We start from the raw sequence: 14,614 nt of genomic DNA on the forward strand, positions 1-14,614 counted from the left end.
GGGGCATCGCGGATCGCCGCCGGGTCCGGCAGCGCAGCGGCGCATGATGCCACGTGGCTCACGAAGGTGCTGGCGGCGCACCGCCCTGCCCTCGGTTCAGGCCGGGTCGGCCTGCAATGCCTGGATGCGGCGCTGGTACCAGTCACCACCGAGCGGATCGAACACCGCCGAGCGCTCCATCTGCGCCTCGTACACGTGTACCGAGATCGCCAGTGCGTCATCGCTGGCGTTGCGCAGGGTGTGGTACTCGTGCGGCGGAATCAGGCTGCCGGCACTGCCGCAGCCCCCGCGCAGCACGGCATGGCGACGGAAGCGCCAGCGCTCGCCGGCACACTCCAGCAGTTCATACCGGGTGATCTCCAGCTCGCCTGACCACACTCCCTCCACACACCACATGGCATCGTGGTCGTGCAGCGGCGTGCCCTGCCCTGGGCCCCAGCTCATGGCAATCACGCTGTAGCCGTGTTCGCGGCTGTGGTACAGCGGGCGTCGCGCGTAATGATCACTGACCGGACGGTGCACGCACTCGGGCAACTCGATGCGGCTGTCCGCGATGGCTTCCTGCAGCGCAAGCTGCAGGTCGGCGGTGATGCGCTCGGCATCACCGGAGGTCATCGCCGCGTCGACTGCGGCGATCAACCGATCGCGGCCACGGAACGCCGGAAACGGAGAGGTCTGCAGGTCCATGCCCCGACTGTAGCGGAGCCTGGTTAAGGGAATGTTGGCGTTCGCGCGCGTCGCGCCCGCATTCAAGGTGAACACGCGCGGAAGAGCGGTTCAGATGCATAGGCAGTAGAGCGATCACAATGGAACCTCGCGCAGCAGAACGTGTCGAACACGACACGATTCAGATCCTCTGCGACATTCCGCAACTTCGCGCCCCACGGGCGCAAGGCTAGAATTCTCCGACTTACCTGGTTCTATACATGTCAGTGCGAATTATTAGCGATGCCGCGTTGCCGGCATCGAAGGGCAAGGCTGCCACGATCAACGACATCGCACGACTGTCGGGAGTTTCCAAGAAAACGGTTTCAAGAATCATCAACAACTCGCCGCTGGTGCGCAAAGACACCCGCGACAAGGTCGAGGCGTTGATGCGCGAGGTCGGTTACGTGCCCGACCCCCTGGCACGCGGTCTCGCGTTCCGCCGCTCCTTCCTGATCGGCCTGGTGTATGACGACCCGGGCGCCCAATGCATCGTCGACCTGCAGCACGGCGCGCTGGAAGCGCTGCGCGGCACCGGTTATGAGCTGGTCGTGCATCCCTGCGACAGCCAGTCTCCGGACTGCGCGCACGGCGTGCGCCGCTTCGTGCAGCAGCAGAAGCTGCATGGCGTGATCCTGGGCCCGCGTGCCTCCGAGTCGACAGCGTTGACGGAGATGCTCGACGGCATCGAATGCCGCTACGTCCGCATCAACGCGCATGTGTCGGATGACGAGGCACAGGCCGTGGTCACCCACGATCGCGACGGTGCAGCCGCGGCAGCGGGCTACCTGCTCTCGCTCGGCCACCGCGACATCGCGGTGATTGCCGGTCCGGGCGACCGCCGTACCGCACGCGAGCGCACCCATGGCTTCCTCGACCGGTTGGCCCAGGTGGGCCTGACCCTGCCGGGTGAGCGGGTGCTGGAAGCGGGCGACACCTTCGAGTCCGGCGTGCATGCCGCAGAGCGACTGCTGATGGGCGGACAACGCCCCAGTGCGATCTTTGCCGGCAACGATGAAATGGCTGCCGGCGTGTACCAGGTGGCATTGCGTGCGGGCATCGCGGTGCCGCAGCAGTTGTCGATCGTCAGCTACGACGACAGCCCGCTGGCGTCGCGGCTGTGGCCGCCGCTGACCTCGGTGCGTCGCCATGTGTCCGATATCGGCCGCGTGGCTGCGGCGATGCTGGTGCAGGCCGACGTGCCGGATGCGCCGACCGCAACCAGCGTGCATCCGCAACTGATGGTGCGCGGTTCCTGCCGGGCCGTGGACGCCTGACTGCCCTGCCCTCGCCTGCGCCGCTGCAATGGCGCAGGCAGGCAACAACGAAAACGGCGCACCCCTGTGCGCCGTTTCAGTGCAAAGCCGTGCGCGTTGTGTGCTTACACGTCGCCGCCGTCGGCCCAGCCTTCGCCCGTGCCGGCCTGGAACACGCGGTCATCGCCCTGCACCTCACCGGCCGGCAGATGCGCCTGGTTGGCCAGCGCCGCGTAGATGGGGGTGAAGTCCGGCGACGTCGCCTGCATCAGCTGCTCGAAGCTGTCGATGACGAAGTAGGTCTTCTGGAAGGTGTCGATGCGGTACTTCGTGCGCATGATCCGCTGCAGGTCGAAACCGATGCGGTTGGGCGCGGCCGATTCCAGCGAGTACAGCGACTCGCCCTTCGACGACACGATGCCGGCACCGTAGATGCGCAGGCCCTCGGGCGTGTCGATCAGGCCGAACTCCACCGTGTACCAGTACAGGCGGGTCAGGTTCTGCAGCGCGTCCGGGCCGATCGCGTGGGCTTTGACGCCGCCACGGCCGTACGCCTCCATGTAGTCGGCGAACACTGGGTTCATCAGCAGCGGCACGTGGCCGAACAGATCGTGGAACAGGTCCGGTTCGGCGATGTAGTCGATCTGGTCCGGGCGACGGATCCACCAGGTCACCGGGAAACGGCGGTTGGCCAGGTGGTCGAAGAAATCCAGTTCCGGCAGCAGGCCTTCGACGCCGACCAGGGTCCAGCCGGTGGCCGCGCCCAGTACTTCGTTGAGCTGGTCGAAGCGCGGAATCATGTGCGCGTTCATGCCCATCTCGTCCTGTGCATCCAGGAATTCCTGGCAGGCGCGGCCGACCAGCAGTTCGCGCTGGCGCTGGTACAGCGTGCTCCAGGTGGCGTGGTCGTCGGCGCTGTAGGTGTCCCACGGCTGCTCGACGAGCGCGGTGGTATACACCGGCACGTAGCCCTTGTCGGTCTGCTGGTGTTCGACGCGGCGGGGCTGGGCGAGGTCCATGGGGCACTCCTGGATGGGATACCCACGATGCTAGGGCAGGGTGCGCGCAACAGGGTTGCAAAAGTTGCGCCGATTGGCCTTGTTGGCGCAATATCCTTGCGTACTCACCATGTTGCGGGGCAACAATGGCCGGAGAAGTCCAGTTCGATCGCACGGATATACGTCTGCTGGCTGAAATCCAGCGGGATGGGCGCGCCACCAACGCCGAGCTCGCAACACGGGTGAACCTCTCGCCCTCGGCCTGCCTGCGCCGCCTGCAGCGGCTGGAAAGCGAGGGCGTGATCGTCGGCTATGGCGCGCGGCTGGAGCCACGGCAGCTGCGGCTGGGCCTGCAGGCCTTCGTGCGCGTGCAGCTGGAAAAGCACGACCAGGCCGCCATCGGCCACTTCGTGGACAGCGTGCAGGGCTGGGATGAAGTGGTGGCCTGCCATGCACTGACCGGCGACATGGACTATCTGCTGCACGTCTACGTGCGCGACCTGGAGCACTTCTCGCACTTCCTGCTGGACCGGCTGCTCAACGCCGGTGGCGTGGCCGATGCCAATTCCAGCTTCGTGCTGCGCACGGTGAAGGGATTCCAGGCATTGCCGCTTTCACAGCTGGAATAAGCGCGCCGCCGCGATTTGACGCAGCCGGGCGGGTAGCTGAGCATCACCGCCCTGCGCTCGCCGCAGCGTTCCTTTCCGGTTCCACGCATGCCCGAACTCCAGCACCCGGTGCCCACCACCACCTTCCTGCCGCTGCAGCGCAAGTCGCTGGCGCGCTACATCGCCCATGGCACGCCACCGCAGACCGCAGTGGAGCAGGCTGGGCTGATGGCCGCGCAGCTGTGCCGGACGCGCCTGCATCCAGCCGCCGAGATCGAGCGCCTGCTGCATGATGCCTGCGCACTGTTTGCCGGCAACGAAGGCGCGGCCGCTCAGCTGGCTGGCCCCGGTGGCGGTGGCCAGCCGGAGCTGGATGCCTGGTTGACCGCATTGGCCGCCCACGGCGTGCTGCTGGCGCCGGCGGAGATCCTGCAGGACTTCATCGTCCAGTCGCCCAGCGAGTACCCCGGCCTCGACCTGCAGCAGGCCTGCCAGGAAACCCTTGCCGAACACGAGATCCGCTTCCCGGCCGCGTTCGCCAGCGACGATGAGGACGACGTCCAGGACGAAGCCGTTGCCAGCGATGCGCGTGCGGTCGAACACCATGGCCTGTACACCTCCGAGCAGGCCCGCGTGCTGCGCGCCATCGCCGCCAACCCCGATGAACTGATCGACCTCGATGGCTATGCCGGCACCGGCAAGGGCCACCTGGTGCTGGCGCTGATGGATGCGCGGCCGGGCCGCTACACCTACGTGGCGCCCTCGCGTGGGCAGGTGGAAGCCTTCCGCAGCCGCGTGCCGGCCAGCACCGCGGTGCGCCTGCTGACCCAGATCGAGTTCGCCAACCGCGTGGCGCAGCATGCCGCGCGCAGCGGCCACACCGGGGGCTTCGTTGCCAGCTACCGGCGCAGCACCCGCACGCCGCGCGAGATTGCCGGCCGCATCGGCCTGCAGGGCATCGGTGGGCGCAGCCCGGAGCAGGTGCTGCTGACTGCGTTCGAGGCCATCAACCGTTGGTGCGCGTCGTCGGCACCGGGCTTGGCGTTCCAGCATTTCGACCGTTCGGTGCCCGCCGCGATGCTCGACGTGTCGCCGTACATGGCGGCCGCCGAGCACGTCTGGCGCTGCATGTTCGACGCCGAACTGCAGCGGGGCACGCTGCTGAGCCTCAGCCCGGCGCACATCGGCAAGTGGCTGGCGCTGCGCGGCATCACCCCGCCGCTGGACATGGGCATGCTGCTGGTGGACGAGGCGCATGACCTGAGCCCGTCGTGGAAGCAGTTGCTGGCCGGTCATGCGCCTGGCGTGGTCAGCCTGGGGGATCCGCACCAGTGCCTGTCCGGCACGGTGCCGCGCTGGGCCGCGTCGAAGGTGCTGGAAATGCACCAGTCGGTGCGCCAGGGCAACCAGGTCGAGGGTCTGGTCAACCAGACCCTGGCGCTGGATGGACTGGGCCAGGACAGTGGGCCGTTCGTCGGTGCCGCCGACCGTGCCACCGCTGTGCTGCATTACCGCCACTGGGCGCAGGTGCCGAGCGAGGGCCTGCGCATCCATGGCAGCGTCGCCGATCTGGCCCTGGATGCGGCACAGCTGCACGCGCTCGGGCTGCGGCCCTATCTGCATCCGGCATCGCTGCGCGCGCTGCGCAGCGTGCTGCAGCGGCCGCTGGATGCGTGGCGCCGGCGCCACGACAGCGCCTCGGACCCGGCATGGGAGCACGTCCTCGCCACGCAGGCCGACGAAGGGCAGGGCGCGCTGGTCGAACTGTTTGCGTCTGCCGATCGGGTGCAGTCACTGCTGCAGGCGCTCGACGACCAGGACACGCCTGCTGAAGGGCGGGTGGCGCTGTGCCTGGCCGAACACGCGAAGAACCTGCAGTTCGACGTGGTCTCGCTGTCACCCGGTTGCTTCCGTGCGGGGCAGGGCGGACGCATCTGGCACAACCCGGTGCGCGCGGTCTATCTGGCACTCACCCGTGCGCGACGCCAGCTGCATGTGCCGGCCGATGGCATGGAACAGCTGCAGCACACGGCGACACTGCAGGAGCAGGCCCGTCAGGCGCGCAGGCGCGAGCGGCAGCAGGCCAGCGGTTACCGGCCTGCGCGCTAGAACGCGCGTCGCTGTCTGGCAGCGACACGCTGGCTCAGGTCAGCACTTGTCCTTGCGGCCCATCAGCTTGCCCAGGCGCGAGGCTTCCTCGCACTTCGGCGCGGCCACGGGTGCCGGTGCGGCGGCCGCGGCGCGTGCGCGCTGCAGCTGCTGGATCTTCGCGCGGATCTGCGGCATCGCGGCCATTGCGGCCTTTTCGCCCTCCAGGATCGCGGTGCCACGCTGGCTGAAATCGGCGGCGCCGATGTCCAGCACCTTCGGGCGGATGACGATGTCGGCGCGTGCCAGTTCCTGCTCGCCCAGGCGCTGGCCCATGATCGAGATGGACTGGTTGACGATGCCCAGCATGTCGGTCGGCGCCTTGCCGCTGGCCTTGCTGGAGATGTCCACGGCGATCACGAAGTCGGCGCCGAGCTGGCGCGCGGCATCGACCGGCACCGGGCTGACCACGCCACCGTCGATGTAGTTGCGGCCACCGATCTTCACCGGCTCGAACACGCCGGGAATGCTGCTCGACGCGCGCACCGCCTGGCCGACGTTGCCGCGCACGAAGATCGCGCGCTCACCGGTTTCCAGCTGGGTGGCCACGGCGGCGAACGGCTTCTTCAGGCGTTCGGCGGGGCGGTTGGCCACCTGTTCGTTGACGTAGTCCTGCAGCTTCTGGCCCTGCACCAGGCCACCGGAGAACAGGCGCACGTCGCGGATGCTGGCTTCGTCCAGCGCGACCGCCTTGCTCTGCATCTGGAACGCATCCATGCCGCTGGCATACAGCGCGCCGACCACGCTGCCGGCACTGGTGCCGGACACCACGGCCGGTTCGAAGCCATTGGCCTCCAGCATCTTGATCACGCCGATGTGGGCGAAGCCCTTGGCTGCACCACCGCCGAGGGCGATACCGATCTTCACCGGCTTGGCCTGCGGCACCACGGTCGGTGCAGGCGGCGGCGTGGGGCGGACCGGGTCGCCACCGCAGCCGGCCAGCAGGCCGATCAGGGCGACGGACAGCAGCATGCGGGGGCGGAACAGGCTCATCGGCAGTGCGCTCGCGGCGCCGGATTCAGGAAAGGGCGCCAGCATACCGAAGCCGTGGCGGGGCGGGCAGGGTGGGGAAGTTCCCTATTCAGGAAAACGGGCGCGGTAGGTGCCGACCTTGGTCGGCACACGCAGACTCCAGTGCCGACCAAGGTCGGCAGCTACCAAACGAGTGGGTCAGAACCGGTTGTCGCCGTCCAGCATCCGGCCCAGGCCGCCCAGTACCGAGCCTTCGCCGCGGTTCTGGCCACCGCCCTGCGGCGCGGCCATCCACATGCGGCCGGCCAGGCGCGAGAACGGCAGCGACTGCAGCCAGACCTTGCCCGGACCGGTCAGCGTGGCCAGGAACACGCCCTCGCCGCCGAACAGCATGCTCTTGACGCCGGCCACCCGGCGCACGTCCATGTCCACGGTGGGGTGGTAGGCCACCACGCAGCCGGTATCCACATCCAGCCGCTCACCCGCGGCCAGTTCGCGTTCCACCACGCAGCCGCCGGCGTGGATGAACACCCAGCCGTCGCCCTCCAGCTTCTGCATGATGAAACCTTCGCCGCCGAACAGGCCGGTCATGATCTTGCGCTGGAACTGCACGCCGATCTGCACGCCGCGCGCGCCAGCCAGGAAGCTGTCCTTCTGGCAGATCAGTCGGCCGCCATGCTGGTCCAGCTTCATTGCCAGTACGGTGCCGGGGTAGGGCGCGGCGAAGGCGACCTTGCCCTTGCCGTGGCCGCTCTGGGTGTAGACGGTGGCAAACAGGCTCTCGCCGGTCAGCACGCGCTTGCCGGCGGCCATCACCTTGCCCATGAAGCCGCCGCCCTGGTCGCCGTTGGCGGCGCCGAACACCGTATCCATCTGCACGGTGGCGTCCTTGAACATCAATGCGCCGGCCTCGGCAATGGCGCTCTCACCGGGGTCGAGCTCGATTTCCACGAACTGCATTTCATGGCCGACGATGCGGAACTCGATGTCGTCGGCGCGGCTGCTGGCAGCGGCGGGGACCGGCGGCGGGGTGTTCGGCATGCCCGGGGCCGCGGACTGCAGTTCGGGCACCTCGGCGATCGAGGTCCACCCGCTCATGCCCTGGCACCAGGCCAGGGCACGCGGATTGGCCTGCGCATAACGGCGCGCGGCCTCGTCATCAAGCGGGCCGATACGCTCGGCCTGGGCGGAGGCATGGAAGTACCACTGGGTCATCGCGGCGGCTCCGCAGGGCTGGAAAACCCCGAGTCTAGCGAGCACGCGGGGGCCGGGGCGACGGGGCCATGAACGGCAGGCATTTGCGGGGCAGGTGCTGTATTGCAACAATTATCTGGTAGCGCCGTTTTACCACCCCTCCAAACACAGCCTACCGCCATGTCCCCGACCCGCACTTCCCGTGGCCGCCTTCCGGTCGCGCGCCCCCTCGTTGCCGCTTTTTCCGCCCTGTTGCCGCTGGTAGCAGCCGCCCAGGAAACTCCCGCTGCCAAGGATCCGGTTGCCCTCGATGCCCTGCAGGTGACCGCGCAGCGGCGCGTTGAGAACGCCAAGGACGTGCCGGTCGCGATCAGCGCGATCCAGGGCGAGAAGCTCGATGTGCTGGGTTCTGCGGGCGATGACATCCGCTTCCTGGCCGCGCGCGTGCCCAGCCTCAACATCGAGTCGTCCTACGGCCGTGCCTTCCCGCGCTTCTACATCCGCGGCCTGGGCAACACCGACTTTGACCTCAATGCGTCGCAGCCGGTGTCGCTGGTGTACGACGACGTGGTGCAGGAAAGCCCGCTGCTGAAGGGCTTCCCGCTGTTCGACCTGGCCAACGTGGAAGTGCTGCGCGGTCCGCAGGGCACGCTGTTCGGCCGCAATACCCCGGCCGGCGTGGTCAAGTTCGACTCGGCGCGCCCGTCGCAGGATGCCGACGGTTACGTGCGCGTGGGCTATGGCAGCTACAACAGCTGGAACGTGCAGGGTGCCTACGGTGGGCCGCTGACCGATCGCTGGTCAGCACGCGTCTCGGCCATCTACCAGCGCCGCGATGACTGGGTCGACAACACCCGCGCCGGTGCGCCCAACAGCGGTTTCGAAGGCTATGACGAAGCCGCCGGCCGCGTGCAGTTCCTGTACGAAGGCGATGACTTCGAAGCGCTGTTCAACCTGCACAAGCGCAAGCTCAACGGTACCGCCCGCCTGTTCCGCGCCAACATCATCCAGAAGGGTGGCAACGGCCTGGTCGAGAACTTCGACCGCGACAAGGTGGCCAACGACGGCGTCAACTTCTCCGATCTGGAAACCTGGGGCGGCAGCGCGCGCCTGCAGTGGAACCTCGGCTCGGTGACCCTGCACTCGATCACCGGTTATGAAACCGCTGAATCGCTCAACCGCGGTGACATCGACGGTGGCTACGGCGAGGCATCGCTGGGCGCTGGCAACTATGGGCCGGGCTTCATCCCGTTCTCGTCCGAGTCGGCCGACGGCCTGCCGCACCACCGCCAGTGGACGCAGGAATTCCGCGTCGAATCCAACGAATGGGGCCGCTTCGACTGGCAGGCCGGCGTCTTCTATTTCGACGAAGACGTGACCATCAACAACTTCAACTACAACTCGCTGAAGCCGGGCAACCCGCAGACCGGCCATGTGGTGCAGAACCAGCGCAACAAGGCATGGGCGGTGTTTGCCTCGGGTGACTTCGATGTCACCGACCGCTTCAAGCTGCGTGCCGGTGTGCGCTACACCCAGGACAAGAAGGACTTCAACGCCAGCGTGCTGCAGGCCGTGCCGTTCGGTACCCCGGTCAGTGGCCCGTATGTGGCCAACACCGACGTCAACGACGTCAGCTGGGATGTCAGCGGCGTCTACAAGCTGACCGACAACGTGAATGCCTACGCCCGCGTGGCCAAGGGCTTCCGCGCGCCGTCGATCCAGGGCCGCCTGGCCTTCGCGCCCGGCCTGTCGCAGGCCGATTCGGAGAAGGTGATCTCGTATGAAGCCGGTATCAAGGCCGACCTGTTCGAGCGGCGCGCGCGCCTGGGCCTGAGCGTGTTCCGCTACAACGTTGACGGCCAGCAGCTGATCGCCGTGGGCGGCACCAACAACACCGCCACCCTGCTCAACGCCGACAAGACCATCGGCCAGGGCGTCGAGCTGGACCTGGAGGCCTACCTGGCCGACAACGTCCTGCTGACCTTCGGCAGCAGCTACAACGACACCGAGATCAAGGACAAGAACCTGGCGGTGGCGGTCTGTGGTGGTGGCTGCACTGTTACCGACCCGATCACCATGATCGGCGGCAAGCCCTATGCGCTGGTGAACGGCAATCCGCTGCCGCAGGCGCCGAAGTGGATCCACAACGCGACCCTGCGCGTGGGCTTCCCGCTCAGCGATGGCAGTGAGCTGTATGCCTACACCGACTGGGCCTACCGCAGCGCGGTGAACTTCTTCATCTACGAGTCGCCGGAGTTCCGCGGCCGTAGTTCGCTGGAAGGCGGCCTGCGCTTGGGCTACAACTGGGATTACGGCCAGTACGACGTGGCTGTGTTCGGCCGCAACCTGACCAACCAGACCCGCGTGGTCGGTGCGATCGACTTCAACAACCTGACCGGCTTCCTCAACGAGCCGCGTACCTGGGGCGTGGAGTTCACCGCGAAGTTCTGATGCGGTGACTGCGGTAATGCAATGAAGAAGGGCCGGCGCAATGCCGGCCCTTCTGCTGTATGGGGTCAGAGCCCTTTCCTGCGGAAAGGGATTCGACCCCGGAGCATCACTTACAGCGCGCTCTGCGGGCGCACCTTCAGCACCGCGTTCTCGGTGGCGCAGTCGCGGCTGGAATGCAGGCCGGCCTTGCGTGCGGCAGCGATCTCCTTGCGTGCCGCCAGCAGATCCTTGTTGAACGCGGCGTTGTCGTGCAGGCGGGCCACTGCGGCGGCGCCCATGAAGCGGCCTTCGAGGATGTCGCTCTGCCAGTGCACGTTGCACACCAGGCGGCTCTCGCCGTAGTTGCGGCCGCGCGCCTGGATGGCATCGGCGCGATCCGGTGCGATCTCCGACAGGATCAGAGCCCAGGCCCAGCCGATCGAGGTGTGGCCGGAGGGGTAGGAGCCGTTCTTGCGCAGGCCGTCCTCGTCCTTCGGCGAGCAGGTCGGCTCACCATTGACCATGAACGGGCGCGGGCGCTGGTAGTGATTCTTGGCAGCCCTGGTCGCCGCGCTGGCGTCGATCCGGCTGCGCTCCAGCAGTCGGTACAGCGCCGGAGTCTTCACCGCATCGACGTCGATGTCGGCGGCGCAGGAGAAGTGGTTGGCGCCTTCAGGGAAGCCGAGTTCCGCATCGACACCGGCCTGGGCGAAGCGCGGGCTGCCACGCAGCGCGCGGGCTTCACGGCTGACCTGTTCGTCCAGGGCGAGGGCGGCCGAACCGGCCACCGGCGGTGCCGGCACCAGGTCGAGGCTGGCCGGTACCGCGCTCTTGTCCAGATAGCCCACCGCCTTGGTGGTGATGTTGGCTTCGACGGCGGTCGGCTTGGCGGCGGTGGCGGCACAACCGGCCAGGGCCGCGATGACGGCAAGGCCGAGCAGCGGGCGGGCAGGGTGGGAAATCAGCGACATGGACAGGCTCCGGAAGAGAAAACAACGCGCCATGATCGCAGCCCGAATACGACACCGCAGTGGCCATCGGTCATACGGCCAGACCCGGCATGGTCATCGGAAGAATACGAAAAGCGTCATGGAGTGACGTCAGTCTCCTGAATCCGGGCGCAGCGCACGGACTTTCACGCGGCTGCGCCGCGAGCATCGGCACAACGGCACGCACCAGGAGCCGTCCAGTTCCAGTCGGGTCGGGGGGATCCGTTGACAGAGGGAGAGAAGCGATGCGCAGCACCGCAACAGGAAGTACCGTCCTGGCCCTGCTCCTCGGGCTTGCAGCAACGCCGGCGCAGGCCGCCGACGTGGTCGGCGTGGCCTTCGTGCATGGCACTGGCGCGCAGACCAACGCCACCCAGGACTACTGGCAGCCGGCGATCATCGACACCGTGCGCCAGGGCCTGCCGAACAGCAGCAACTATGTGGTCATCAACTGCGACTTCACCCAGTACATGTGGAAGCCGGAGGCCGCCGGCTGCCTGGCCAACCAGCTGACCCGCTTCATCGACAGCCGCGGCATCACCCAGCTGGTGGTGATTACCCATTCCAACGGCGGCAACGTGGTGCGCTGGATCCTGTCCAACCCAACCTACGACAGCCGCTACCCGAAGATCATCCGCACGGTGCGCAAGGTCACCGCGCTGGCACCGTCCTCGGCGGGCACGCCGCTGGCCGATGCGGTGCTCAACGGCAACACCTTCGAAACCTCGCTGGGCTGGCTGCTGGGCTACAAGAACGACGCGGTGCGCCAGCAGCAGGTGGCGAGCATGGCCACCTACAACGCGCAGAACCTGTACGGCACCGCAGGCCGTCCCGCCCTGCCCAAGCCGTTCCGCGCGGTGGTCGGCAGTGATGTGGAATCGGCGGTGTGGGACAGCAACAGCTATTGCGGCGGCTACGCCGCCAATGTCGGCCTGGAGTTCACCCAGAACTGGCTGTCGTCCTGCTCCGACGGCTTCCTGGAGTGCAGCAGCCAGAAGGCCGCCGGCACCACCTGGTTCACCGACAAGGCGCGTACCCAGGGCGCGGAACCGCTCAGCCACAACCAGAGCCGCCGCGAGTGCTTCGGCCTCGGCACCCTGCTGCGCAACGACCTGACCCAGTGAGGGAGACGACCATGACGATTCAATCCACCCTGCTGGCCGGCGCCGTCCTGGCAGTGCTGTCCCTTTCCGCAGCGCAGGCCGCGCAGCCGCTGCAGGCCGCCCGTGCAGGCGACCAGGTGCCTGCCGCCCTGGTGGCCGCGCCGCTGCCCGCCGATGAAAGCGAACACGCGCCGCTGTCCTTTGCCTGGGCGTTGGACCCGGCACAACGGCTGCAGGCGGCCACGCCGTATGCCTCGGTCAGCCGCAGCTACTGGCAGCAGGTCGATGGCGCGCAGCTGCAACGTGGCGTCGATCTACCGCTGACGGCTGCCGACGCGGTGATCCAACTGAGCCCGGCCGAAGGCGCGCGTGCAGTGCCGGCCAACACCCTGCAGCTGCGCGACCCGGCCGGCCGCAGCAGCGTGGCGCGCAGTGTCGATGCGCGCGCGCTGCAGGATGCCGGCATGCCGGTGGGTGATGGCAGCAGCATGCTGCGCACCGGCGCGACCAGTGCGGCCGGTGCTTACACCCTGCAGAGCGCGCAGGCGCAGGGCCGCTACGTGGTGCAGGTGCTGGAGCCGAACAGCCCGCTGCGGCTGGAAGTGCAGGCCAACCAGGCGCAGGTGCTGGCCGGTGGCAACGTGCAGCTGCAGGCACGCTTGCTGGAAGACGGTGCCACCACCGCGCAGATGGCCTCGCGCCGCGGCAGCCTGGGCGGTGAAGCCCTGCTGGTCGCACCCGATGGCCGCAGCTGGCCGCAGCGACTGCTGCGTACCACCGACGGCGCGCTGCGCGCGCAGGTGCGGATCCCCGCAGACGTCGGCACCGTGCAGGGGCTGTGGGAACTGCAGGTGTTCGCCCAGGCCGATGGCGTGCTGCGCGATGGCAAGGTGGCCTTCGCGGTAGCACGGCCGACCGCGCGCTTCAGTGGCCAGGCGGCACCGGACCCGGCCAGCCGCCAGGTGGCGCTGCCGCTGCAGGTGGCTGCAGCTGGCCGCTACGAGGCGCGTGGCACGCTGTATGCCACTGCCCGCGATGGCCAGCTGAAGCCGGTTGCACAGGCGCACGCGGCGGCGTGGTTCGATGGCCCGGGCGCAGGCCAGCTGGTGCTGCCGTTCGACCAGGCCGCATTGCCCGCTGGTTTTGGTGCGCCGTACGAGCTGCGCGACCTCCAGCTGCAGGACCAGAGCCGGATGGCACCGATCGAGTCGCGCGCGCTGGCGTTGAAGTTCTGAGGTTGCGTGCAGCGGGCCGGGTTCCGGCCCGCTGCACCGGTTTCTGTAGAGCCGAGCCTATGCTCGGCTGCCGTTCCCTGCGGCCAGGAGCAGCCGAGCATAGGCTCGGCTCTACAGTGGGATGGCGATTATCCCGCGTATGCGGTCAGCCGGCCTTCCTGCTCGCATACGGTGATCGCGCCGCCGAACACCGCCGACAGCGGTTCGTTGCGCAGCAGCTCGGCGCGGGTGCCATCGGCCAGCACACGGCCATCGCGCAGCAGCACCACCCGCTCGATCTCGGGAATGATCTCTTCGATGTGGTGGGTCACCAGCACCAGGGTGATGCCCTGCTGGGCCAGTACCCGCATGGTCGCCACCAGCTGTTCGCGGGCGACCAGGTCCAGCCCGGTGGAGGGTTCGTCCAGCAGCAGCGCCTGCGGCCGGTTGACCAGCGCGCGGGCGATCAGCACGCGGCGGGTCTCGCCGGCCGACAGCTCGGCGTACGCACGTTCACGCAGGGACAGCGCGCCGGTCATCGCCAGTGTCTCGCCGACGCGTGCACGCATGTCGGCGGTCACCTCGCGGAAGGCGGGCACCACGTAGCTGGCAAAGAAGCCGGACAGCACGGCCTGCTCCACGGTCAGCCCCGGCATGTCGGCCAGGTTGCTGCTGAGGTCGCCGGTGACGATGCCCAGCTGCGAGCGCAGCCGGTCCACCTGCCAGCGGTTCTGGCCCAGCACCTTCACTGCCACCGAGCCGTCGCCCTGCGCCAGCGGGTACAGCTCGCGGGTGATCAGTTTGATGAAGGTCGACTTGCCGCAGCCGTTGGGGCCGAGCAGGGCGGTGTGCTGGCCCTGTGCAATGCGCAGGCTGAGCCCGTGCAGCACCTTCACCTGGCCGCGCACCACGGTGGCGCGGTCCAGTTCGATCAACGGGGGCAGCTCCGCGATGGACGGGGCCGCAGTCATGGTGCTGGCGCGTGGATCAAGGCTCG

The 14,614-nt window shown here is 68.0% G+C and carries 12 protein-coding genes; 6 read left to right on the plus strand and 6 right to left on the minus strand.

Annotated features, from left to right (window positions below):
- Positions 1–96 precede the first annotated feature (96 nt).
- On the minus strand, positions 97–687 hold the full coding sequence (locus AC13FN_RS11900) for a cysteine dioxygenase family protein (protein ID WP_049436148.1): 591 nt from the start codon (positions 685–687) through the stop codon (positions 97–99).
- A gap of 239 nt (positions 688–926) precedes the next feature.
- Between AC13FN_RS11900 and AC13FN_RS11905 the strand changes: the two genes are divergently transcribed.
- The gene (locus tag AC13FN_RS11905) at positions 927–1,982 is read left to right on the plus strand and encodes a LacI family DNA-binding transcriptional regulator (protein ID WP_197578837.1); all 1,056 of its coding nucleotides are present in this window, start codon (positions 927–929) and stop codon (positions 1,980–1,982) included.
- Between the two features lie 104 nt (positions 1,983–2,086).
- Here AC13FN_RS11905 and phhA read toward each other — a convergent pair whose 3' ends face one another.
- The gene (gene phhA, locus AC13FN_RS11910; protein WP_010487370.1) at positions 2,087–2,980 is read right to left on the minus strand and encodes a phenylalanine 4-monooxygenase; all 894 of its coding nucleotides are present in this window, start codon (positions 2,978–2,980) and stop codon (positions 2,087–2,089) included.
- 125 nt (positions 2,981–3,105) lie between these two features.
- Here phhA and AC13FN_RS11915 point away from each other — a divergent pair, with 125 nt between their 5' ends.
- Together AC13FN_RS11915 and AC13FN_RS11920 are read left to right on the plus strand one after the other, a co-directional pair.
- Positions 3,106–3,588, plus strand: coding sequence for an Lrp/AsnC family transcriptional regulator (locus AC13FN_RS11915; protein ID WP_004153377.1), 483 nt, complete (start codon positions 3,106–3,108; stop codon positions 3,586–3,588).
- Positions 3,589–3,675: 87 nt separating this feature from the next.
- A complete protein-coding gene (locus AC13FN_RS11920) occupies positions 3,676–5,676 on the plus strand; it encodes a hypothetical protein (RefSeq protein ID WP_482984393.1) in 2,001 nt (666 codons plus the stop codon).
- 39 nt (positions 5,677–5,715) lie between these two features.
- Here the strand turns inward: AC13FN_RS11920 and AC13FN_RS11925 are convergent, their stop codons facing one another.
- The gene (locus AC13FN_RS11925; RefSeq protein WP_019337382.1) at positions 5,716–6,708 is read right to left on the minus strand and encodes a patatin-like phospholipase family protein; all 993 of its coding nucleotides are present in this window, start codon (positions 6,706–6,708) and stop codon (positions 5,716–5,718) included.
- Positions 6,709–6,885: 177 nt separating this feature from the next.
- Positions 6,886–7,902 (minus strand): TIGR00266 family protein, encoded by a 1,017-nt coding sequence (locus AC13FN_RS11930; RefSeq protein ID WP_054170637.1) that lies wholly within the window; start codon positions 7,900–7,902, stop codon positions 6,886–6,888.
- A gap of 159 nt (positions 7,903–8,061) precedes the next feature.
- Here AC13FN_RS11930 and AC13FN_RS11935 point away from each other — a divergent pair, with 159 nt between their 5' ends.
- Positions 8,062–10,332: a TonB-dependent receptor gene (locus AC13FN_RS11935; RefSeq protein WP_482984392.1), complete on the plus strand. Its 2,271-nt coding sequence runs from the start codon at positions 8,062–8,064 to the stop codon at positions 10,330–10,332.
- Positions 10,333–10,442: 110 nt separating this feature from the next.
- On the opposite strand, the gene AC13FN_RS11940 is transcribed toward AC13FN_RS11935, so the two are convergent.
- Positions 10,443–11,282 carry an acid phosphatase gene (locus AC13FN_RS11940; RefSeq protein ID WP_482984391.1) on the minus strand — a complete coding sequence of 280 codons (840 nt, stop codon included), beginning with the start codon at positions 11,280–11,282 and terminating at the stop codon, positions 10,443–10,445.
- Between the two features lie 263 nt (positions 11,283–11,545).
- On the opposite strand from AC13FN_RS11940, the gene AC13FN_RS11945 reads away from it, so the two are divergent.
- Both AC13FN_RS11945 and AC13FN_RS11950 read left to right on the plus strand, forming a co-directional pair.
- Complete coding sequence (locus AC13FN_RS11945) at positions 11,546–12,424, plus strand: lipase family protein (RefSeq protein WP_010487357.1); 879 nt, start codon at positions 11,546–11,548, stop codon at positions 12,422–12,424.
- 11 nt (positions 12,425–12,435) lie between these two features.
- Positions 12,436–13,638 (plus strand): DUF4785 domain-containing protein, encoded by a 1,203-nt coding sequence (locus AC13FN_RS11950; RefSeq protein WP_019338122.1) that lies wholly within the window; start codon positions 12,436–12,438, stop codon positions 13,636–13,638.
- A gap of 128 nt (positions 13,639–13,766) precedes the next feature.
- Here AC13FN_RS11950 and AC13FN_RS11955 read toward each other — a convergent pair whose 3' ends face one another.
- On the minus strand, positions 13,767–14,588 hold the full coding sequence (locus AC13FN_RS11955; RefSeq protein WP_197579917.1) for an ABC transporter ATP-binding protein: 822 nt from the start codon (positions 14,586–14,588) through the stop codon (positions 13,767–13,769).
- Positions 14,589–14,614: the final 26 nt, after the last annotated feature.

Source organism: Stenotrophomonas sp. 115C5, from assembly GCF_056861055.1.

What these genes read in the sequence shown, in the direction of transcription:
- AC13FN_RS11940 (WP_482984391.1), bottom strand. Translation starts at nt 11,282, where the DNA reads ATGTCGCTGATTTCCCACCCTGCCCGCCCGCTGCTCGGCCTTGCCGTC.
- phhA (WP_010487370.1), bottom strand. Translation starts at nt 2,980, where the DNA reads ATGGACCTCGCCCAGCCCCGCCGCGTCGAACACCAGCAGACCGACAAG.
- AC13FN_RS11920 (WP_482984393.1), top strand. Translation starts at nt 3,676, where the DNA reads ATGCCCGAACTCCAGCACCCGGTGCCCACCACCACCTTCCTGCCGCTG.
- AC13FN_RS11915 (WP_004153377.1), top strand. Translation starts at nt 3,106, where the DNA reads ATGGCCGGAGAAGTCCAGTTCGATCGCACGGATATACGTCTGCTGGCT.
- AC13FN_RS11930 (WP_054170637.1), bottom strand. Translation starts at nt 7,902, where the DNA reads ATGACCCAGTGGTACTTCCATGCCTCCGCCCAGGCCGAGCGTATCGGC.
- AC13FN_RS11950 (WP_019338122.1), top strand. Translation starts at nt 12,436, where the DNA reads ATGACGATTCAATCCACCCTGCTGGCCGGCGCCGTCCTGGCAGTGCTG.
- AC13FN_RS11935 (WP_482984392.1), top strand. Translation starts at nt 8,062, where the DNA reads ATGTCCCCGACCCGCACTTCCCGTGGCCGCCTTCCGGTCGCGCGCCCC.
- AC13FN_RS11900 (WP_049436148.1), bottom strand. Translation starts at nt 687, where the DNA reads ATGGACCTGCAGACCTCTCCGTTTCCGGCGTTCCGTGGCCGCGATCGG.
- AC13FN_RS11925 (WP_019337382.1), bottom strand. Translation starts at nt 6,708, where the DNA reads ATGAGCCTGTTCCGCCCCCGCATGCTGCTGTCCGTCGCCCTGATCGGC.
- AC13FN_RS11905 (WP_197578837.1), top strand. Translation starts at nt 927, where the DNA reads ATGTCAGTGCGAATTATTAGCGATGCCGCGTTGCCGGCATCGAAGGGC.
- AC13FN_RS11955 (WP_197579917.1), bottom strand. Translation starts at nt 14,588, where the DNA reads ATGACTGCGGCCCCGTCCATCGCGGAGCTGCCCCCGTTGATCGAACTG.
- AC13FN_RS11945 (WP_010487357.1), top strand. Translation starts at nt 11,546, where the DNA reads ATGCGCAGCACCGCAACAGGAAGTACCGTCCTGGCCCTGCTCCTCGGG.